Origin of the sequence: Bifidobacterium sp. WCA-178-WT-4B, from assembly GCF_009696495.1 — a bacterium.
Lineage (GTDB): Bacteria > Actinomycetota > Actinomycetes > Actinomycetales > Bifidobacteriaceae > Bifidobacterium > Bifidobacterium infantis.
In genome coordinates this window covers 135,883-155,703 of sequence record NZ_VULV01000005.1, presented here as the reverse complement: position 1 = coordinate 155,703, position 19,821 = coordinate 135,883, and the positions used below count along the sequence as shown (strand labels likewise).

Annotated in this window: 16 protein-coding genes and 2 pseudogenes; 12 read left to right on the top strand and 6 right to left on the bottom strand. The window is 59.2% G+C overall.

Annotated elements, in window-relative coordinates:
• The 3 genes and pseudogenes from FYJ31_RS12765 to FYJ31_RS05550 form a co-directional block, all read left to right on the top strand.
• A pseudogene (locus FYJ31_RS12765) lies at nucleotides 1–98 on the top strand (carbohydrate ABC transporter permease); the annotation flags it as partial.
• A 113-nt stretch (nucleotides 99–211) separates the two neighbouring features.
• Complete coding sequence (locus FYJ31_RS05555) at nucleotides 212–1,594, top strand: ABC transporter substrate-binding protein (RefSeq protein ID WP_154536208.1); 1,383 nt, start codon at nucleotides 212–214, stop codon at nucleotides 1,592–1,594.
• 75 nt (nucleotides 1,595–1,669) lie between these two features.
• Nucleotides 1,670–1,903: pseudogene (locus FYJ31_RS05550) on the top strand (substrate-binding domain-containing protein); the annotation flags it as partial.
• A 614-nt stretch (nucleotides 1,904–2,517) separates the two neighbouring features.
• Here the strand turns inward: FYJ31_RS05550 and FYJ31_RS05545 are convergent.
• Nucleotides 2,518–3,246, bottom strand: a complete 729-nt coding sequence (locus tag FYJ31_RS05545; RefSeq protein WP_032745478.1) for a hypothetical protein — start codon at nucleotides 3,244–3,246, stop codon at nucleotides 2,518–2,520.
• A 207-nt stretch (nucleotides 3,247–3,453) separates the two neighbouring features.
• Here FYJ31_RS05545 and nusA point away from each other — a divergent pair, with 207 nt between their 5' ends.
• The 5 genes from nusA (at nucleotide 3,454) to ribF (ending at nucleotide 10,765) form a co-directional block, all read left to right on the top strand.
• Entirely contained in the window at nucleotides 3,454–4,521 is a 1,068-nt protein-coding gene (gene nusA / locus FYJ31_RS05540; RefSeq protein ID WP_154536207.1) for a transcription termination factor NusA, read from the top strand.
• 269 nt (nucleotides 4,522–4,790) lie between these two features.
• Nucleotides 4,791–7,751: a translation initiation factor IF-2 gene (gene infB / locus FYJ31_RS05535; RefSeq protein WP_250235939.1), complete on the top strand. Its 2,961-nt coding sequence runs from the start codon at nucleotides 4,791–4,793 to the stop codon at nucleotides 7,749–7,751.
• Nucleotides 7,752–7,901: 150 nt separating this feature from the next.
• Entirely contained in the window at nucleotides 7,902–8,378 is a 477-nt protein-coding gene (gene rbfA / locus FYJ31_RS05530) for a 30S ribosome-binding factor RbfA (RefSeq protein ID WP_012578456.1), read from the top strand.
• Between the two features lies 1 nt (nucleotide 8,379).
• Nucleotides 8,380–9,543, top strand: coding sequence for a tRNA pseudouridine synthase B (locus FYJ31_RS05525; protein WP_326831182.1), 1,164 nt, complete (start codon nucleotides 8,380–8,382; stop codon nucleotides 9,541–9,543).
• A 97-nt stretch (nucleotides 9,544–9,640) separates the two neighbouring features.
• Nucleotides 9,641–10,765, top strand: a complete 1,125-nt coding sequence (gene ribF, locus FYJ31_RS05520; RefSeq protein WP_154536205.1) for a bifunctional riboflavin kinase/FMN adenylyltransferase — start codon at nucleotides 9,641–9,643, stop codon at nucleotides 10,763–10,765.
• A 14-nt stretch (nucleotides 10,766–10,779) separates the two neighbouring features.
• On the opposite strand, the gene FYJ31_RS05515 is transcribed toward ribF, so the two are convergent.
• On the bottom strand, nucleotides 10,780–12,318 hold the full coding sequence (locus FYJ31_RS05515; protein ID WP_154536204.1) for a DNA repair protein RadA: 1,539 nt from the start codon (nucleotides 12,316–12,318) through the stop codon (nucleotides 10,780–10,782).
• A gap of 127 nt (nucleotides 12,319–12,445) precedes the next feature.
• Between FYJ31_RS05515 and FYJ31_RS05510 the strand changes: the two genes are divergently transcribed.
• Both FYJ31_RS05510 and FYJ31_RS05505 read left to right on the top strand, forming a co-directional pair.
• The gene (locus FYJ31_RS05510; RefSeq protein WP_012578452.1) at nucleotides 12,446–13,078 is read left to right on the top strand and encodes a hypothetical protein; all 633 of its coding nucleotides are present in this window, start codon (nucleotides 12,446–12,448) and stop codon (nucleotides 13,076–13,078) included.
• A gap of 191 nt (nucleotides 13,079–13,269) precedes the next feature.
• Entirely contained in the window at nucleotides 13,270–13,359 is a 90-nt protein-coding gene (locus tag FYJ31_RS05505; protein ID WP_004268639.1) for a 30S ribosomal protein bS22, read from the top strand.
• Nucleotides 13,360–13,512: 153 nt separating this feature from the next.
• Here the strand turns inward: FYJ31_RS05505 and rpiA are convergent, their stop codons facing one another.
• Nucleotides 13,513–14,211 (bottom strand): ribose-5-phosphate isomerase RpiA, encoded by a 699-nt coding sequence (rpiA, locus tag FYJ31_RS05500; RefSeq protein ID WP_012578451.1) that lies wholly within the window; start codon nucleotides 14,209–14,211, stop codon nucleotides 13,513–13,515.
• A 130-nt stretch (nucleotides 14,212–14,341) separates the two neighbouring features.
• Nucleotides 14,342–15,178 carry a ribonuclease H family protein gene (locus FYJ31_RS05495; RefSeq protein ID WP_229773864.1) on the bottom strand — a complete coding sequence of 279 codons (837 nt, stop codon included), beginning with the start codon at nucleotides 15,176–15,178 and terminating at the stop codon, nucleotides 14,342–14,344.
• 374 nt (nucleotides 15,179–15,552) lie between these two features.
• On the opposite strand from FYJ31_RS05495, the gene FYJ31_RS12440 reads away from it, so the two are divergent.
• Nucleotides 15,553–15,786, top strand: a complete 234-nt coding sequence (locus FYJ31_RS12440; protein WP_195839450.1) for a hypothetical protein — start codon at nucleotides 15,553–15,555, stop codon at nucleotides 15,784–15,786.
• Between the two features lie 61 nt (nucleotides 15,787–15,847).
• Here the strand turns inward: FYJ31_RS12440 and FYJ31_RS05485 are convergent, their stop codons facing one another.
• Together FYJ31_RS05485 and FYJ31_RS05480 are read right to left on the bottom strand one after the other, a co-directional pair.
• Nucleotides 15,848–17,482, bottom strand: coding sequence for an FAD-dependent oxidoreductase (locus tag FYJ31_RS05485; RefSeq protein WP_154536202.1), 1,635 nt, complete (start codon nucleotides 17,480–17,482; stop codon nucleotides 15,848–15,850).
• A 130-nt stretch (nucleotides 17,483–17,612) separates the two neighbouring features.
• Nucleotides 17,613–18,038: an RrF2 family transcriptional regulator gene (locus FYJ31_RS05480; RefSeq protein WP_154536201.1), complete on the bottom strand. Its 426-nt coding sequence runs from the start codon at nucleotides 18,036–18,038 to the stop codon at nucleotides 17,613–17,615.
• Nucleotides 18,039–18,268: 230 nt separating this feature from the next.
• Between FYJ31_RS05480 and FYJ31_RS05475 the strand changes: the two genes are divergently transcribed.
• Nucleotides 18,269–19,366 (top strand): hypothetical protein, encoded by a 1,098-nt coding sequence (locus tag FYJ31_RS05475; protein ID WP_012578446.1) that lies wholly within the window; start codon nucleotides 18,269–18,271, stop codon nucleotides 19,364–19,366.
• The last annotated feature ends 455 nt before the right edge of the window (nucleotides 19,367–19,821 follow it).

Below are 19,821 nucleotides of genomic sequence, written 5' to 3'. Positions count from 1 at the left end.
CGGGCTCGCTTATCGCAGTTGTTCCGTTGATCATCGCATTCATGTTCCTGCAAAAGTACTGGCAGTCTGGCCTCGCGGCCGGCTCCGTCAAGCAGTGAACCCTCGGCCGCACGGTCCCTACGATCACCCATTCGTTGCCTTGGCGACCGTGCGGCATCCGCCCTTTTGGAAAACAACAAAATAGTAATTCATGACACACAAANGAGTAATCATGAAGAAGAGTATCAGGCTTGTGGCCGCTATCGCGGCGCTGGCAATGACGGCCGGGATCTCGGCATGTGGTTCCAGCACTAATGGGAACCAGGCCAAGAGCGATGTGACCGCGCAGGACGTCGAAAACGCTCTGACCGACACCTCGAAGAACGTCGAACTGACCGTCTGGGCCTATTCCGCCAAGCAGATGGAGCCCACTGTCAAGGCATTCGAGAAGAAGTACCCGCACATCAAAATCAACTTTGTCAACACCGGTGCCGCGGAGGATCATTTCACCAAGTTCCAGAACGTCGTTCAAGCCCAGAAGGATATTCCCGACGTCGTACAGATGAGCGCTAATAAATTCCAGCAGTTCGCGGTTTCGGGTGCATTGCTGAATTTTGCCAACGATAGCATCGAAAAGGCATGGAGCAAGCTATACACCAAGACTGCATGGGCTCAGGTGCATTACGCCGGCGGCCTCTACGGTGCGCCGCAGGACGCCACACCATTGGCCAACTATGTGCGAAAGGATATTCTGGACGAACATAACCTGCAGGTGCCAGAAAGCTGGGAAGACATCTACAACGAGGGCATTAAGCTCCACAAAGAAGATTCCAACAAATATATGGGAATCCTGGGATCCGACATCTCCTTCTTCACTAACCTCTACCGTTCCGTTGGAGCGCGTCTGTGGAAGGTTAATTCCGTGGACGACGTCGAACTGACTATGAACAGCGGAAAAGCAAAGGAATTCACGGAATTCCTGCAGAAGTGCCTGAAGGATGGCGTCCTTGAAGGCGGTACCGTCTTCACTGACGAGTTCAACCGTTCGATTAATGACGGTCGTTACGCCACGTTCATCAATGAAAACTGGATGGGCAACACCTACAAGGAGCAGAACCCGAGCCTCAAAGGCAAGATGGTGGTTGCTGCCCCGCCGTCCTGGAAAGGACAGCCTTACCAGTCCTCTTCCGTCGGCTCCATGATGAGCGTCTCCGCGGCTTGCCCGAAGGAGAAGCAGGCGGCGGCTCTCGCGTTCATCAACTGGCTTGATTCCGACAAGGATGCCATCCAGTCATGGCAGGATACCAACAACGGCAACTTCTTCATGGCGGCCTCCGTCTATCAGGACGATGAGAACCAGCGCAATAAGAAGGAGACCGACGGTTACTACGCCAATGATGATGTCAACGCCGTCTACTTCGATTCAATGGACAAGGTCAACACCGATTGGGAGTATCTCCCGTTCATGTCCCAGGTGGAGGTCGTGTTCAACGACGTTATCGTTCCTGAGATGAACGCGAAGGGTGATTTGGTCGGGGCCATGGCCAAGGCGCAGCAGAAGCTCAAGGCATACGCGGAAGACAACGGCTTCAAGGTCACCACCGACGCCGACTGACATCCGGTTGCCCGCCATTGCTAGGGAGGACGGTCAAAACGGCCGTCCTCCCTTTTTGAGATTAAACCCCGGAACCAACGACGTGGTTTGCGTGTACCTGACGATGTACAAGTTGTCGGCTTCGATAACGTGCCGGAAGCCAAGCACTCGGTGCCGGCGCTGACCACCATTGATCCACATATCGACGATTATGCCAAGCATGCCGTTGACATGCTTATCGACCTCATCGAAGGGTACTCAGGCCCGGCCCGTACGTACACCACCGATTTCACATTGGTGGAACGTGCCTCAACTCGACTTGCTCACTGACAATCCGCATTGGCTTTGTGGACGGTGTGTGCCGCAGCATGCTACGGCGAGCACGTACCTCGATTCAGTTGCGGATGGCATAGGGTTGTAGCTTTGCATATTGCGCCTGTAGTACTTTTCAGGGTGAGAGTTTTACGAGGTGTGGGGGACGCCACGTGGATTTCGGCGTTTTTTGTCTGCCGTCCCACAGTGTCTCCCCTGGACGACCATGGTTGGTAATGGGAATTGGCGTTATTCTGCGGTTTTGAAGGCCGACGGTGCGGGATGCCGCAGACAGCAAACGATTGATGCTTCTGCTATCCCACGTTTTTGTGGGACGGCACGCAGAAAATGGTCAAATTTCTCTGCCGTCCCACAAGGCGAAGATGCATGACTACTCGTCACCGGTGGCTGTCGGACGTGTGGCTTTCATCGACCATCTCTCACTTTTTTCATATTAAAAATGTGAGAGGCAAACACATAATACGGGGGGGAAAAAATGTGGGAGTGCGTATTGCGATAATCGTACGACGACATATTCGACGGCTACAGATGAGTGAAAACTACAGATTATTGTCTTGTACTGGTCGTCTTATACGCCACTGCGGGGAAAAGGCATATGCCGCAGTGTGTGTCTACTCGAACAATGCGGCGTCAGTCGCTGGGTAGCCAAGTTGGAACGCGGTGTAGGCGTGCTTGGCGGCCAGTGCGGCGAGGATGAGCAGCGTATCGCTCTCGGTGGAAGATTTCGATTCGGTCACGGCCTTGATCTGCGCGCGGGCGCAGTCCATTTCGATGGCGGCGGCGGTTGGTACGGTTTGGCCACTTGCCTTGTCGGCGATGGTGGTGGGGTTGGCCAGTAGCTGGTCGATGGCATAGACCTTTTGGCGGGGGTCGCTTTGGCCGGAAGAACTGGATTGTGCGCCGGAATCATCAAAATTGCCATTGGCCAGCGACACCAGCTGCTGCCCGGCGGTCTTATGCATATCGCTCAACGCCAACGTAGCCCCAGCGGTCTGTCCTCGTGCGGCCAAGACCTCGATAGCGAATCCGGCGCGATCCTCGGCCACGGCCATCGCATCCAATACCGATCGGTCAACGTTGGCGGACGTGACGCCATCAAGACGCGCCGGCGTCACCTCAGGCGCGGACTGCCCGAATTTATCGGCCAGAAAAGTCAGCCATTGCTTGGTCTGCGCGTCACGTAACGTTCCCTCGGCAAAACGACCCGAACAATACCCGGCAACGTCAATCCAAGCCAGGGGAGCGGCCAGACCGGTGGCATACTGCTCCAATAACGGCGTGCCTTCAGCCGGATGGGTGGCGTAGTCCGCCAGCGTCATCGCTTTCTCGCAAGGGCTCATCTGAGCTTCCGCCTCGGCCCGTCCGGCCAGTCGCGGCATCGAACACGCCGAAAGCGAACACAGCATCGCGCTCGCGCATAGTGCGGATGCCAAGCGCCGGGTAAACCGTCCTGAAGAGAAGCGTGTCTGCATGGAAACCTACACTAATAGCTAACTGTGACCACTCATAGGCCATGCGCCGCATAACTTCATAGGAGGTACGGATCGATGGAACTGGACCTGACAGGAATACACAAGCTCGCCGCCGAGCAAGGAATCGACCCCGGAACCCTGGATGATGCGCTGGCAGAGGCCCTGCGCCTCGCCTACCTCAAGACCCCGCACGCCGCCAAGCACGCGCGCGTGGAGCTTGACGAACGTTCCAGCAACTTCACCGTGTGGGCCGCCGACGAAATCCCGGTCGAACCCACCGAAGACAACCCTTACCCCGCTCCCAAGCTGGGCGAGGAATACGATGACACCCCGCGTGACTTCGGCCGTCTCGCCGCCGCCACTGCACGCCAAGTCATCACCCAGCTGTTCCGCCGCGCCGAAGATGAGAAGGTATTCGGCGCGTTCTCCGGTCAGAAGGGCAAGCTCATCACCGGCATCATCCAGCAGGATGCTTCCGATCCCTCCAACGTGCATGTCGCGATGGGCGATGTCGAAGCCATTCTGCCTCGCCGTGAGCAGGTGCCCGGCGAACGTTACCGCCACGGCGAACGCATCCGCGTGTACGTGGTGAACGTGGCCCGTGGCATCAAGGGCCCGGAGATCGTGGTGTCCCGCTCCCACCCGGAGCTGGTCCGCAAGCTGTTCGAGCGTGAAGTGCCGGAACTGGTCTCCGGTGCCGTGTCCATCATGGCCATCGCTCGTGAGGCCGGCGCCCGCACCAAGATCGCGGTCAAGGCCAACACCGATGGCGTGAACCCGAAGGGTGCGCTGATCGGCCCCGGCGGCGCTCGCGTGCGCGCCGTCATGGAGAACCTTGGCCCGGAGAAGATCGACATCGTCGACTACTCCGACGATCCGGCCAAATTCGTGGCAGCCGCGCTGTCCCCGGCTGTGGCCACCGGCGTGCAGGTGATCAGCGAGAAGAACAAGACCGCCATCGCTTTCATCCACGACGACCAGCTGTCCCTGGCCATCGGCAAGGAAGGCCAGAACGCACGACTGGCAGCCAAGCTGACCGGCTGGAAGATCGGCATCGAATCCGCCGAGGCTCATGCCAAGAAGGTCGCCGCCGAAAAAGCCGCCCAGGCTGCGGCCGAGGCTGCTGCTCCGGAAGCCGAATAGGCCGCCGGGCTTGAAGGCGAATGATCTTCAGGGCGCATTATTTCCTGATATGAGCCGCGTCAGCAATGGCGCGGCTCGCTGCGTCTACGCTATCCAGCGCTATGAGTATGCTTGATTGGCGTATGTGGGTTGGCGCAGTGTGCGCGAAATCGCCCACACCAGAGACGAGGTAACACGATCATGGTCGCACGATGAGACAGGGTAGGCTTGCCGTCATCACTAACTGACCACGCCCATGCACGCGCGTGGTCACAGAATAGGAGTAATTAGTGGCGAAACCACGCGTATACGAATTGGCTAAGGTTTTGAATGTCGATAGCAAAACCGTGCTTGAGAAGCTTAAGGACATGGGAGAATTCGTCAAGTCCGCTTCTTCTACGATTGAACCGCCGGTAGCCCGGCGTCTGAAGGCAGAGTTCGCCAAGGACAACGCCAAGGGTGATTCCAAGCCCGCATCTTCCGCACAAAAGCCGGCCGCCAAGCCCGTGCAGCAGCGCCGCCCGGCCGCACCTTCGGCCCCGGCTTCCACTTCATCTTCCGCACCGACTCCGGCCGCTCCCGCACGTCAGGCGTCGCCCGCCTCGGCACATCAGCAGGCTCCGACTCCGGGTGCACCGACACCGCGTCCGCAGGGCGGCGCACGCACCGGCATGCCGACCCCCGGCCGCCACGGTCAGCACGACAACCGTGAGAATGGTCGCGATAATCGCGAAGGCCGTGAGAACGGTCGTCAGAGTCGCCCGAACGATCGCCGTAACAACGATCGTCGTAACAACCAGGGCCATCCGAACAATGGCCAGCCGGGTCAGCACCAGAACAACCGCGGCAATGCTTCAGCTCCGCGCCCGCACGCTCAGGGCGGCGCCGGTGCCAATGGCGGCAATGTCGCTTCAAACGCGGTTCCGCGCCCGCACGCTCAGGGCCCGCGCCCGGGCAACAACCCGTTCTCCCGCAAGCAGGGTATGCACACCCCGACGCCGGGTGATATTCCGCGTCCGCATCCGATGGCTCGTCCGACTGCTGATAGCGGTCGTGGCGGTCGTCCGGGCCGTCCCGGCCAAGGCCAGGGGCAGGGCCGCGGCTTCCGTGGCGGTCGTCCGGGCCAAGGTGGTCAGGGCGGTCCGCGTCCCGGCCAGTGGGGCCACAACCGTCCGGGTCAGGGCGGCGGCTCCCAGGGTGCCGGTCAGGGCGGCGCACGCGGCGGCTTCCGTGGGGGCCAAGGCGGCGGCAATAACTTCCAGGGCGGCGGCGCACCGAGCAACGGTCCCGCACGTGGCGGCGGTCGTGGTGGTCGCGGCGGTGCCGCAGGCGCATTCGGCCGTCAGGGCGGCAAGTCCTCAAAGGCCCGTAAGAACCGTCTGGCAAAGCGTCATGAGTATGAGGAGCTGAAAGCACCGACCATCGGCGGCGTTCGCATCCCCAACGGCAACGGCCAGACCATCCGTCTGCGTCAGGGCGCCTCCCTGGCCGATCTGGCGGAGAAAATCAACGTCAACCAGGCCGCGCTGGTCACCGTGCTCTTCCACCTGGGTCAGATGGCTACCGCCACCCAGTCCTTGGATGAGGAGACCTTCCAGATTCTGGGCGGAGAGATCGGCTGGAACATCCAGCTCGTCTCCGCAGAAGAGGAAGACAAGGAACTGCTCCAGCAGTTCGACATCAACCTTGACGAGGAAGAACTGCAGGATGACGAGGATCTCAAGCCTCGCCCGCCGGTCGTCACCGTCATGGGCCATGTCGACCACGGTAAGACCCGACTGCTGGATACCATCCGCAAGACCAACGTCATCGCACGTGAGGCCGGCGGCATTACCCAGCGCATCGGTGCCTACCAGGTCACCGTGAACCTTGAAGGCGAACCGCGCAAGATCACCTTCCTCGATACCCCTGGCCACGAGGCGTTCACCGCCATGCGTGCCCGTGGTGCCGAGCTCACCGATGTCGCGATCCTCGTGGTCGCCGCCGACGATGGTGTGATGCCCCAGACCGTTGAGGCCATCAACCACGCTCAGGCCGCCAAGGTGCCGATCGTCGTGGCCGTCAACAAGATCGATGTACCCGGTGCCAACCCGGAGAAGGTCCGCGGCCAGCTCACCGAGTTCGGCCTGGTCCCTGAAGAGTATGGTGGCGACACCATGTTCGTCGACATCTCCGCCAAGCAGAACCTGCACGTCGACAAGCTGCTCGAAGCCGTGCTGCTCACGGCTGACGCTGAGCTGGACCTCCGCGCCAACCCCGACATGGATGCCCGTGGTGCCACCGTCGAAGCCCGACTCGACAAGGGTCGTGGTGCCGTGGCCACCGTGCTCGTGCAGTCCGGCACACTCCATGTGGGCGATGCCATCGTGGCCGGCACTTCGTACGGCCGCGTGCGTGCCATGCTCGACGAGAACGGTCAGCCGATGGAGGCAGCCGGTCCGTCCACACCTGTTCAGGTGCTGGGCTTGACCTCCGTGCCCACCGCCGGTGACCTCTTCCTGGTCGCCTCTGACGATCGTGCCGCCCGCCAGATTGCCGAGAAGCGTCAGGCCACCGAGCGTGCCGCCCAGCTGGCCAAGCGTCGCAAGGTCGTCTCCCTCGAGGACTTCAAGAAGAAGTTCGCCGAGTCCGAGATCGACATGCTCAATATTGTCATCAAGGGCGATTCGTCCGGTTCGGTCGAGGCGCTCGAGGATTCCTTGATGAAGATCGAGGTATCCGACGAGGTCGGCATCCAGGTCATCCACCGCGGTGTCGGTGCGATCACGCAGAACGACGTCAACCTGGCCACGGTCGACAAGGCCGTCATCATCGGCTTCAACGTGCGTCCGAACCGTCAGGTCGCGGACCTTGCCGAGCGCGAGGGCGTGGAGATCAAGTACTACTCGGTCATCTACCGTGCGATCGAAGACATCGAGGCATCCCTCAAGGGCATGCTCAAGCCGGAATACGAAGAGGTCGTCACCTCTCACTCCGAGATCCGCGAGATCTTCCGCTCCTCCAAGTTCGGCAACATCGCCGGCGTTATGGTGCAGGACGGCGAGGTCAAGCGTGGTACGAAGTGCCGTATCCTGCGCAACGGCGTGGCCACGGTCAACGACCTCGAGATCTCCTCGCTGCGTCGCTTCAAGGACGACGTTCAGTCCGTCAAGGAAGGCTACGAGGCTGGTATCAACCTCGGCACCTTCAACGACATTGAACTCGGCGACATCATCGAGACCTTCGAGATGCAGGAAGTCGAGCGCAAGTAGTCATTGTTAAGCCCCCTCTGACGAGGGGGCTGTCAGCCGCAGGCTGGCTGGGGGAGAGACATGGTAGTTCCATGATTTTCTCTCCCCCAGCCTCACTGCGTTCGGCAGCCCCTCGTCAGAGGGGGCTCAAGTCTAGAAAAGGAAATTCCTATGGCAGGAACCAACCCGCGCGCCGCACGTATTGCGGCCTTGATTCAGCGTGTCGTCGCCTCCTCCATTGAGCGCGAACTGCATGACAAGCGACTCGCCAGCATCACCGTCACCGAAGTTCGTGTGACCAACGATTTGCAGATCGCCAAGGTCTACTGGACCCAGCTCGGCCACGAAGGCCATGAGGAAGGCGAACGCAAGCGCGCCCAGCAGGCCCTCGATCAGGCCAAGGGCCACCTGCGTTCTCTGGTGGGCCACAAGGCTGGCCTGCGCCTGACTCCGCAGCTCCAATTCGTGTTCGATGAAGTGCCCGGCGAGGCTCACGAGATCGAAGACATTCTCGCCGTGGCCAAGAAGCGTGACGAAGAACTCGCCCGTGTTCGCGCCACCGCCCAGTACGCCGGCGATGCCGATCCGTACAAGCACGACGACGAGGCCGAAGCCGAGGGCGATGAGTTCGAGTCCGACGAGGAGTAGTGTGCTTCATACAACACCCAGCGGCCTACTCATCATCGACAAGCCGCAAGGCGTGACCAGTTTCGACGCCGTTGCCGCCGTGCGCGGCGCGTTGCACATCAAGAAGGTCGGTCACGCCGGCACCCTTGACCCCATGGCCACTGGCACGCTGGTCATCGCCTTCGGCCACGCCACGCGACTGCTCAACGCCATCGTGGCGCATGACAAAACCTACGAGGCCACCATACGCCTCGGCCTGCGCACCACTACCGACGATGCCGAAGGTGAGGTGCTTGTCGATGATGAAGCCCGCTCCCGCTGGCAAACGCTGTCAGCGCAGCTGACCGAGGGCGGCCAGAGCGGCGAACCAACGGCGCTACCAACTGCCTCATGGCAAGATCTGCTCACTCGCACCATCGCCACCAATTTCACCGGCGATATAGAACAAGTTCCCAATACGTTCTCCGCCATCAAAATCAACGGCCAACGTGCCTACGACTTGGCTCGCGAAGGCAAGGAGGTGGAACTCAAACCTCGCCCGGTGACCATCAGCGAATTCACCGTGCTGAATATCCGCAGCGGATTCGTAGCAGGGGAGCGGGCCGCTGAACCATTGAGGGAAGACGCGAACACGGGAGCGATTCCCGCACTTGATGTTGACGTGCGGGTCAGCTGTTCATCGGGCACCTATATCCGCGCGCTCGCCCGCGACCTCGGCAATGAACTTGGCGTCGGCGGATACCTGACCCGTTTGCGCCGTACGCGAGTCGGCCGATTCGCGTTGCCGGACGATGCCAGCGGACTTATCGCTCCTGAGGCGATGCTTGACACGCGAACCCATACCGTCACCGCACATACCGGTCAGAAGACGTTCACTAATCGGGAAGGGCAAACCGTCACGCGCAACAAGTGCGTATTGGACACTCCTGAAGGTCTTGCCGGTGACGAGCGCCACAACTGGCTGCTTGACCATGCCCTCACCATGGAACAGGCCGCTCGAGGTGCGATGCCGGCGCTTGACATCACTCCTGAGGAGGCCAGCGAATTACGCTTCGGCCGCCGTATCGAGCGTGCGATCAGCGAGCCCACTGCCGCCATTGTGCCGCAAACGCATGATGTGGCGGCGATTATCGAGCGTGCCAACGCTCATCAGGCCAAGCCGGTCACCGTATTCCCCCTCGCGTAAAGTAGACGCGGTGAAAAGTGCAGCTTGATACAGGCCGCGCACAACAACGCCTATATTGCACGAATAACATCGCACGGATAAAAGGAACAGCACACTGATGGATATCACGCACCTGACCCCTGACGCCGAAGGCTCGATTGAATGGCCCTCGTTCAGTAACGACAAGAAGGCCGTGGTGACATTGGGCGCATTTGATGGCATGCACTTGGGTCATCAGGCGGTGATCAAGCGCGTGGTGGAACTCGCGCACCAGCATGGTGCTTTTTCCGTGGTGATTCTGTTTGACCCGCGCCCCGCATTCGTGCACGGCTGGGCCGCCTCTCACCATGGCGAGGAACCTGCGGCGCAGAATATGGATGCCGAAGCGTTGACCAGTGTGGATGATCGACTGCACCGCATGGAACAGTTCGGCGTGGACCATGTGCTGGTCGTGCACTACACGCTGGCCTTCGCAGCCATGTCATACATTTTCTTCCTTGGCCGACTCACCGGCAAGCTGGGCATGCGTACGCTGGTCCTCGGGCAGGATGCCGCCATGGGCAAGGGACGAGAAGGTGATGTGAAGCATATCGCCAATCTTGCCGTCGCCACCGGTGTATTCGAACTTGACGTGGTCGATGACCGTGGCCCGGGCGAAGTGCGTATTCCGCGCGATTTCAAGCCGGAAGCCCCGAGCGGATGGGGAGAGCCCGTCGACCCGCTGGCCAATGCCACCAAGGCCGAGCGCCGCGCATGGAGCAAGAAGAACCAGGCCAAGGCAATGCGCGCATGGAGCTCCACCAATGTGCGCTACCTGCTGGCTCATGGCCGAATCCAGGATGCCAACGCCATTCTGGGTGCTCCGCACGCCATCGAAGGCGAAGTGGTGCACGGTGAGGAGCGCGGCCGCACCATCGGATTCCCCACCGCCAATCTTGGCTCCGACATTGCAGGCTACATTCCGGTCGACGGCGTCTATGCCGGTTGGCTGGTAGATGGTGAAAACCGTTGGCCCGCCGCCATCTCCATTGGTACCAAACCCACCTTCAGCGAGAAAACAGGACTCAACGAACGCGTAGTGGAGGCCTACTGCATCACCGATGAGTGGATTGATCTGTACGGCCATAAGGTTCGCGTTGAATTCATCGGTTTCCTGCGCCCGCAGGTCAAGTTTGATGGCCCCGACCAACTCGTTGACGAACTCAAGCGCAACGTCGAAGAGACCAAGCGTCTTACCGCCTGAGGCATATCTCAGGGTTATTTACGCACTCCCAAGGCGTCTAATGCGTCGGACAATGTGTTGGACTCCACCAGCCGGAGTCCCTCGACATGCACTGGCTTGCGCAGAGGAGGAATGACCGCCGTCGTAAAGCCAAGGCGCGCGGCCTCGCGAAGGCGATATTCCATACGCGGTACCGGGCGCACCTGACCGGTCAGGGAAATTTCCCCGATGGCACACGTGGCTCGAGCAATGGGTTTTGACGTGGCGGCGCTCGCCAGTGCCGCCACTATCGCCAAGTCGGAACCGGGCTCCTTGGCCTGGCCTCCGGCAATAGTGGAGATATACAGGTCGTTGGACAGCAGGTTGAGCTTGCTGTGGCGGTAGAGCACCGCGACCAGCATGGCGATACGGCTGGGGTCCACGCCATTGACCGCACGTCGAGGTGTGGGCAGCACCGACGTGGTGACCAGAGCCTGTACTTCGATAGGCAGACTGCGATGCCCATCCAATGTGAACGTCACACAGGTGCCTTCCACGGGTGCCGCGTTGGCCGCATCAGGGCCGTCTCCAGACAGGAACAATCCGGCGGGATCGGTGACCTCTTCGATGCCCTCACCGCTCATGTCGAAACAGCCGACTTCATCGGTCGGACCAAAACGATTCTTCACCGCTCGCAGCATTCTCAGCGCAGTCTCGCTGTCGCCTTCGAATTGACAGACCACATCGACCAGATGCTCCAATGTGCGCGGGCCTGCAATCGAACCGTCCTTGGTCACATGACCAACCAGAAATACTGGAATGTCAAGTGTCTTAGCGGTATCTATCAGCGCGCTTGCCACTTCGCGCACCTGAGTCGAACCGCCGGAAATGCCATCGACCTCCTGCGAGACGATGGTTTGCGCCGAATCCACAATGGCCAAGGCCGGCTTGTTCTGTTCGATCAGCCCCAATACTGTGGACAGGTCGGTGGTGGAGGCCAGTAACAAGTTCGGCTCCACCGCGTTGATGCGGGAAGCGCGCAAACGAACCTGCGCCTGTGATTCCTCGCCGGAAATGTACAGCACGGTGTTGGCGTGCGTTGATGCTGTGTTGTCCTGTGTCGACACCGTGTTTGATGTGCCGCCCTGCGCCTGGCCCGACTGTTGGGCAGACCGCTGACCTGCCCCTCGGAACGTACTGTCCACCGCCACAACGCGCGCGATGTTGCCGGCCGTCTGCAACAGCAATGTCGACTTGCCGATACCCGGTTCGCCCGCTATCAGCGTCACTGAACCCGGCACCACGCCACCGCCGAGCACACGGTCGAATTCGGAAAATCCGGTACCGAGCCGCTCGACGCTTTCCGTGCCCACTTCGGTAATCGGACGGGCTGCAGATCTGGCGTTGTTGGCAACCGTAACCGACTGCGTGCGTGATGTTCGGCCGGGAGCGGCCGTACGAGAGCCTGCCGCCGGCCGAGCCTCGTGAAATTCCTCGACCGTGCCCCACTGACCACACTCGGGGCAACGGCCGTACCACTTCGGCCCGTTCCAACCGCATTCGGAACATACATACTGCACACTTGATTTCGCCATGGTCTCACCCTAACCCAAACACCAGCGGACGGTAAATTTTTACCGTTCGTAAGAGTTTCACGCGGCTTGCGCACAACGACTAAGATTACGGCCGCCCAGCGTCACGCGGCTGTGAGAGAATCGGGGCATGACTAATAGTGAGAACTCCTCGACCACACAATCCCATGGCAAGTTGATTGCAGTGGTGGTTGCCGCAGCTGTTGTGATTATCCTGGCAGTGCTTTCGGCCTTTGTGTGGCCGGGTTGGGCCATCCAGAAGAATGATGGCACCTCCACTACCACCCAAAACAGCCAGCAGAAAACCGAATCATCCGAGCCGACCAAGCCGACTATCGACGCCACAGCTTTGCCGGATGATGCCAGTGAGCTGTTGAAGGCCATGCCGGACAGCGTGCTGAATTACGCGCGTACCAAGGCGGTTGCCTCCACGACGTGGAATTCCGCGTCGCCGCTCGAGGGGTACACTCTGACCTACTCCACTGGTGATGCTGCCAAGGATGTCACGCTGGTCGCCGCGCAGTGGTCGTCGGCGGACAATGCCAAGACCCAGTACGATGCGTTGGTCGCTGCGCAGACCGGCGATGAGTCGGCATCCGGCAACGTCAAGGTTTCCGGCAACGTCACGGGCGCGTACGTGGTGAAGGCCGATGCCTCCAACAGCAAGAACGCCGTTGCCATCTGGCAGAACGATACCGTGGTCTTCCAAGCTACCGGTACCAAGGAAGCGGTCGATCGCTTCTATCAGAAGTTCCCGATGTAGTATCTAATGTCGGCTGTCAGCTGCTGCACAAACTTATGAACGTTGGAGCACCCGCATTGCTGATGTGGATGCCCCAACTGCGTTCAGGGCATATGCGGACTATCGGCAACATACTGGTTCCCTCTGTCTGGCAACACGTGTATTATGGTGCGAGTTGCAACTTTTACGATTAATCGAAATGGAGGCTTCAGATGGGTTCTGTCATCAAGAAGCGCCGCAAGCGGATGAGCAAGAAGAAGCACCGCAAACTGCTGCGTAAGACCCGCCACCAGCGTAAGTAGTCTTACCTGCAATCAAGGCATTAGAAACCCCGTGATCGTTATGGTCGCGGGGTTTCTCTTTTTGCTTGGCTCTTTGCCTTGTTCGGGCAACAGTAAAGCCCGCGCCTGCGATGTGCAGATGCGGGCTTGGAAAAGCTTAGTGATGTGAGACAATCACTTGTTGGCGTTGGTCATCACGCGCGGGCCGTTCGGGTCGCCGACGATGACCTTGTCGACCATGTTGAGGAACAGGCCGTGCTCCACCACGCCGACCGTGTTGATCAGGTCTTCGGCCAGCTCCTGCGGGTGATCGATGCGCTCCAGGTGCAGGTCCACCACGAAGTTGTTCTCGTCGGTGCGCACTTCCTTGCCGTCGGCGTCAAGACGAAGCACCGGCTTGTAGCCGCAGGCCTCGAACTTCTTGATGACGTGGCCAGCGCCGAACGGAATGACCTCGACCGGCAGCGGGAACTTGCCGATGGTGTCCACAACCTTGGACTCGTCCACAATCCACACGATCTGGTTGGAGTTGGTGGCCACGATCTTCTCCCACAGCAGAGCAGCGCCGCCGCCCTTGATGCCGTTGAAGTTCTTGTCGACTTCGTCGGCACCGTCAATGGTCACGTCGATGTGGTCCACGTCGTCGATGTCCACGATCTTGATGCCGTAGCTCTCGGCCTGGGCCTGCGTGCGGCGGGAAGTGGTCACGCCAGTGAACTCAAGACCTTCCTCCTGATGACGGCGGCCGAGCTCGTCCACCAGGAACTTCACGGTCGAACCAGTGCCGAGGCCTGCGATCATGCCGTTTTCAACGAGCTTGGCGGCTTCGATGCCGGCCGCCTTCTTCAGCGCATCCTGCTGTGCCTTATCCATGGTTTCTCCTTTGCCATCCTTGCCTCCGCCGCACGGATCAACGGCGTGAAGCCTTATCTCCTATCCTAACGCGAATGAGCGATTTTGTGCCATCGTGTCCGATTGAGGTACATATTCGTGTGTTTGGGTGTTAGTGTCGTATGAATGGTGCGTTGGTGATGGTCAGGTTGCCGTCGCCGTCCACATAGCCTTCGATTTCGATGCTGCCTTTGATCGGCATCGGCTGCCCGTTGAAATACGGGCTCGTTTTCGGCGCGGGGGAGAAGGTCAGCGTACCGGATACCGTCAGCCCACTGGGCTTTGCGGGGTGTACGGGGTGCTCTGATTGTACAGGTTGCGCTGATTGTGCCGCTAAGGGGGACGAAGACTTGGTCTCTGGCCTTGTGACATCCGTCGGATCCGTCGCCGCAGCCGGTTTGCGCAAACTTGCCGCATCTGCCTTGCCGTCCAATACCAACTGCACGTCTGGAGGCACATCGGTGCCATGTGCGTATTCGGAGCCCAGCAGCGACTGCCAGCCTTCAATCGGCAGATAGCCATCGCGCGCACCTGAACGGCAATCGCCCGCATAGGTGCGTGCCAGTTCATCGACCAACTCATTGCCCTCGTTGCCGGCGTGACCTTTGACCCATCGGAAATCCACCGGGCCAGGGCGTTGCGAGATTTCACGGTCGATCGCCTGAATAAGCTCTTTGTTCTTCACAGGCTTTTTCTGCGAATTTCTCCAGCCGTTCTTCTTCCAGCCTTTGACCCACTTGGTCGAGCAATTGATGGCGTACTGTGAATCCGACTCGATGAGCAATGGCTCGGGGCCCGGATGCGCTCGCAAAGCTTCCAACACTGCGCACAGTTCGCCAATCTGGTTGGTGCCGTTGGTCGCGCCGCCGGCGTCGTAGCCGTGGTCGTCGTGCTTATGGCCGGGCTTGCCGCCGGTGTTCGGCTCATGATCGGCCCAGGCCCAGCCCATTGGCCCGTTTGGATTCCCTAATGCGGAACCGTCTGTGGATACTGTGATAGTCATGTTCTCCACCCTAACGCAAGCTGTGCAATCTCTTGCTGAAGTGGGGTTGCCCAGTGCGAGGCAAAACAACGTAGTGAAGAGTGTGAATAACATCACACCTATTGACTTTGCTTGAAAAACATGCCATCGCGCGTGAATAGTGAGCGCCCACAAGAAAAACAAGACATGTCCTCTCTGCGGGTGAGGTCGGCGACAATGGTGCATCCGGTATCTGAAATGAGAATAAGGGACTGTGCAAAACCAGTGACGGCAACGTCGAAATCCTCAAACCAGGGGCGGACAGCGATGGTTCGACCTCCACGGCCGCATCCAAGGGCACCATGCTTATCGCAGACAACGCCAAAACCGTGGCACTCGGTTCAGACGGCGTGGCCTTGGCTTCGGGCCTGCCACTCGGTCTTGGCTGGTCCATCCGACGCCGCTTGGGATTGGAGGCCTCCGACATTCTGGACCGTAAGCTCGGCTTCGGATGTGATTGCTGTCACGTACGTATCATGACAACAGCGCGAAGGTCCTCATCGGTTTACATCGATGAGGACCTTCGCGCGCATTAGAGGAGTCTGTTGCGGGTCGCGCTACGCGGGTCATGCTGCGCGGGCGTGCTATGCGGACAAACTACGCGAACAAGTCGTTCAGTGCCTCGGCAATCGTCGGATGCGTGAACACCATATCGCGCAACGTGCTGGCCGGCGCGTCAAGATCCATCGCCAACTTGACGATATTGATCACCTCGTGCGACTCGACGGAAAGCAGCATCGCACCCAGAATGCGGCCAGTATTGCGTTCCACAATCGCCTTCATCAGACCATCCGGTCGCCGCATTACCTGGGCCTTCGGCACAGCGGCCACCGGCAATCGCTTGACCACATAATCCAATCCGGCCGCCTTCGCCTCGCGCTCATTCAATCCCACGCGAGAGTAAGGCGTGGCGAGGAATGTGCTCGACGGCACATGCTTGCGGTCCTTCACCGTGTACGGACGGGCGGAACCATTGAGCTGCGACCACACCACGCGATAGTCGTCCAGTGAAATGTACGTGTGCTGCGGGCCGCCGTTCACATCGCCCAGAGCCCAAATGTCGGCTGCTGTGGTGCGCAGAAGCTCGTCGACTTTCACAGCACCGCGTTCGGTGAGCTCCACGCCAGCCGCCTCAAGATGCAGTCCCTCGACGTTCGGCGTACGTCCGGTGGCCACCAGTACCGCGTCGGTGGTCAGGCAGAATCGGGCTTCAGCCGGTTCGGCGAACCGCGGCTCGCCATCGTCTGATGGTTTCGTTTGAACGTGTGACATCGTGGCGTGATCGGTCGGGTTGCTAGTGGGGCTGGTGGTTGTTGCAGTGTCGGTGGTGCCGGTGGCGTCGGTGGCACCGGTGATATCGGTATGAGCGTTCCCGGTGCCGGCGGGGGTGGAATCGCAAGCTTGCGATGCACCGCGAGTCATACCCTTCACCGCAACGGACAACCTGACGCCGCCGTCAGCGGCAGGCGCGATGGCCTTGGTATCCGCGTTGAACAGGAACTTGACGCCCTGCGCTTCCAGCTGTGCGCGAATCGCGGCCGCCACATCCGCATCCTCGCGCGGCAGGAACTCGGCATTGTGCTGCAGCACGGTAACCGCCGTGCCGAAATCGGCAAACATCGAGGCAAACTCAAGTCCAATGAATCCTGAACCGATAATCACCAGTCGCTGCGGCATATCGTCGAGATCCATCAGTCCAGTGCTGGTGTAGACGCCGGGCGTAGTGCGGATACCGGGAATATCCGGAATGCGCGGCGTGGCGCCGGTATTGATGAAGATCTTGCTGGCGGTCACGGCGACCGGGCCCTCAGCGGTGGCGATTTCCACGCTATGAGGGCCGGTGAAGTGAGCGCGGCCGGTGATTACGGTGATGTTGTCTTGGTCGGCGAGCTTGTGATAGTTCTTGTCGCGCAGCATCGAAGTGACGCGGCGCTTCTCCTTGATAGCAGCCTCGAACGCTGCTTCGCGGGTTTCGGGAGTACTGTTCGCGCCATCCCGCCGCGCCTGTTCGGCGGACAAAATCAGTGACTTGGACGGCAAGCATCCGATATTGATGCAGGTGCCGCCGTACATGTTGGCGCTTGCCTCGGCGACGACGACCTTGCGGCCGGCTGCGCTGAGCTTGGCGGCCAAGGTTTTGCCGCCCTTGCCGAATCCGATGATCAGGGCGTCGGTGGTGATAGTGGGGGAGGTGCTGGGTGTGCTGATGGCATTGGGTGTGCTGATGGACATGGTTACTTCCTTACGTATTCGAGTGGTAAGAGTGTGTTGTGCTGATGTGTTGTGCGCCGTGCTGTGCCGATTTTCTTCTTTGACTGCCGAAGCGTTGTCGACTGATGCTGGCTAGGGGAGACGCGCGGGATTATTCGCCTTTGCGCTCGCTGAATATCTGTTCGGTGATGTCGTGGATGGTGGTGTGTTCGAGTTGTTCGAGGCAAGTGCGGTTGAGCCCGGCATAGATGTCATCCATCACTGCGCCCATTGAAGATGACACCAAGCAATCCTCTTGTACGTCGCCCGGTGTCCAGTTCACTTCCACAAAAGTGGTGCCGGTGGCTTCCGCTACCGCGCGCAAAGTGATTTCGGCGGCGGGCCGGGCCAGAGCGTACCCGCCTTCAGCACCCTGTTTAGTGGCGATGAGTCCGGCTGAGGCGAGCGGTCGCATTACTTTGCGCACGCGCGCCGCATTGGTGCATATGTTCTCGGCCAGGATATGACTGGGCAGGTGTGTGGCGCGATGGTCAAGGTAGACCAATGCGTGCACTGCCAGTGAATGGTCGCCGTTCATGAAACGACCTCCTTGCCGAGTCGATACTGTAACTATAATGTGTACAGTTATGATACTGTAATCATATCAGATGCAGTTAGTGTGTCAAATCAGGGTTGAAGAGGTGGATAACTATGTGTATAAGTGAGGTGTCTACATGGTTATCCACAATAGATGTGCGTAAGTGAAGCTAGGACCACATACCTCGGATCGGCTTCCGTTTCCGCACCCACTACCCATATGGTGGTGTCATGAACAGCATGACCGACGGCATCACCAACTATGGAGCTCTGCCAGACTCTATGTACGATCCGCCTCCGGAAGAATCGGAGGCAGTTTTTGTTCCGCCCGAATTTGCGGGGTCATTTTCCGCTGACTCGAAATACCCGACTTCTCGCGACTCGTCATCGCCAAACAGTGGTGCACATGATTCTGCGGCGGCACTGACCATGAGCGAAAGCCTTGCTCAGCGCAAACGCGACATGGTCGCACGCTGCACTGAGGAAGCAAAACGGGCGGGCAAGAAGCTGCTTTTCGGCATGACCACTTCCCTCGCTCTGCAATCCGTACCGATTCCCGCCGATTGCGACCTCGACTCGGCCAAGCTGCACACTGTATCCAGCGTTAAGAGCAAGCGGTTTCGTACACGCCATGCACCACTGCAAACGCATATTTGGAAACATGCGGCTAAAGCCGCCAATGTGGAAATGAACCAACACGTGTTTGCGCTGGACCTGTTTCACGTATGGGCTCAACTTGCCCCGTATGTTTCTTTTGAGTCTCTGATTGTGCTCGGGGATGCCGTCATCACTGCTACGAGCAAACAGCCAGTATTGGCTAAGGATCGTGATGCTGCTGCAATCTATCAGGATCTGGTGAAGTTCGTGGAGCAATTTACCCGATTCAGAGGGCGCCCGTCCTGCGTTCGAGCATTGCCTCTGATATCACCTGGTGCTGATTCGCCCAAAGAATCAGAAGAACGGCTCTCTCTGGTAGCGCATGGGATTCCACAGCCGGTTGCGAACTATGTGGTGCCGGACGCGGCTTTTGCATCTGGAGCTCCCATAACGTTGGACTTAGCGTGGCCAGAGTTCAAGGTCGCTGTTGAATATGATGGCGATCATCATCGTACGAGTAAGACTCAATGGCGCCGTGACCAAGAGAAAAGGGGTGTGCTGGTCGGGCGGAGATGGCTGGTCTTCGTCGCCACGGCGGCAAGTATCGCTAACGAGGATGCTCGTGCTGAATTCGCTTTCAACGTGGCGAGGGCGCTTGCTTCGCGCGGTGCCGTATTCGAGTTTCATGTAGTTGCCATGTCTCTTGAAGAGTTGGCGCAGAGCCTGCTGTGACCATGATGTTCGAAACGGACTGATGTAAAGGCAATATTTGTACGACCTGTTGTTGTGGTGTGTGCTTGATATTGCATACCGTTCGATTGCGATGTCTCGTAGTGATGGATTTCGTGAATGACTAGTGTTCGATTGTGGAGGGAAATGTGTCATAGTGGTCGATTGGGGGTGTTGTCGGTGCATTGAGCGTGGATTTGCGCCAATGGGTGTGGGATGCTACGCGTGTTTTGCCGATTTTTGCGTGGCGTCCCACGGCCCCTCGGGTAATGGCTGTGACGGGTGTGGCAGGAATGGCGTCTTTCCGGGGTTTCCAGTTTGAGTGTGTGGGATGGGGAAAATGTAAAACGATTGACTTAGCTGTTGTCCCACGCTTTTGTGGGATGGCAACTCTGGAATGGGCAAATTCGTCGTGGCGTCCCACAACGATGTTAAGACTCGACCATGATGCAAGCCGA

What these genes read in the sequence shown, in the direction of transcription:
- FYJ31_RS05555 (WP_154536208.1), top strand. Translation starts at nt 212, where the DNA reads ATGAAGAAGAGTATCAGGCTTGTGGCCGCTATCGCGGCGCTGGCAATG.
- FYJ31_RS05545 (WP_032745478.1), bottom strand. Translation starts at nt 3,246, where the DNA reads ATGAGCCCTTGCGAGAAAGCGATGACGCTGGCGGACTACGCCACCCAT.
- nusA (WP_154536207.1), top strand. Translation starts at nt 3,454, where the DNA reads ATGGAACTGGACCTGACAGGAATACACAAGCTCGCCGCCGAGCAAGGA.
- rbfA (WP_012578456.1), top strand. Translation starts at nt 7,902, where the DNA reads ATGGCAGGAACCAACCCGCGCGCCGCACGTATTGCGGCCTTGATTCAG.
- ribF (WP_154536205.1), top strand. Translation starts at nt 9,641, where the DNA reads ATGGATATCACGCACCTGACCCCTGACGCCGAAGGCTCGATTGAATGG.
- FYJ31_RS05515 (WP_154536204.1), bottom strand. Translation starts at nt 12,318, where the DNA reads ATGGCGAAATCAAGTGTGCAGTATGTATGTTCCGAATGCGGTTGGAAC.
- FYJ31_RS05510 (WP_012578452.1), top strand. Translation starts at nt 12,446, where the DNA reads ATGACTAATAGTGAGAACTCCTCGACCACACAATCCCATGGCAAGTTG.
- FYJ31_RS05505 (WP_004268639.1), top strand. Translation starts at nt 13,270, where the DNA reads ATGGGTTCTGTCATCAAGAAGCGCCGCAAGCGGATGAGCAAGAAGAAG.
- rpiA (WP_012578451.1), bottom strand. Translation starts at nt 14,211, where the DNA reads ATGGATAAGGCACAGCAGGATGCGCTGAAGAAGGCGGCCGGCATCGAA.
- FYJ31_RS05495 (WP_229773864.1), bottom strand. Translation starts at nt 15,178, where the DNA reads ATGGGCTGGGCCTGGGCCGATCATGAGCCGAACACCGGCGGCAAGCCC.
- FYJ31_RS12440 (WP_195839450.1), top strand. Translation starts at nt 15,553, where the DNA reads ATGCTTATCGCAGACAACGCCAAAACCGTGGCACTCGGTTCAGACGGC.
- FYJ31_RS05485 (WP_154536202.1), bottom strand. Translation starts at nt 17,482, where the DNA reads ATGTCCATCAGCACACCCAATGCCATCAGCACACCCAGCACCTCCCCC.
- FYJ31_RS05480 (WP_154536201.1), bottom strand. Translation starts at nt 18,038, where the DNA reads ATGAACGGCGACCATTCACTGGCAGTGCACGCATTGGTCTACCTTGAC.
- FYJ31_RS05475 (WP_012578446.1), top strand. Translation starts at nt 18,269, where the DNA reads ATGAACAGCATGACCGACGGCATCACCAACTATGGAGCTCTGCCAGAC.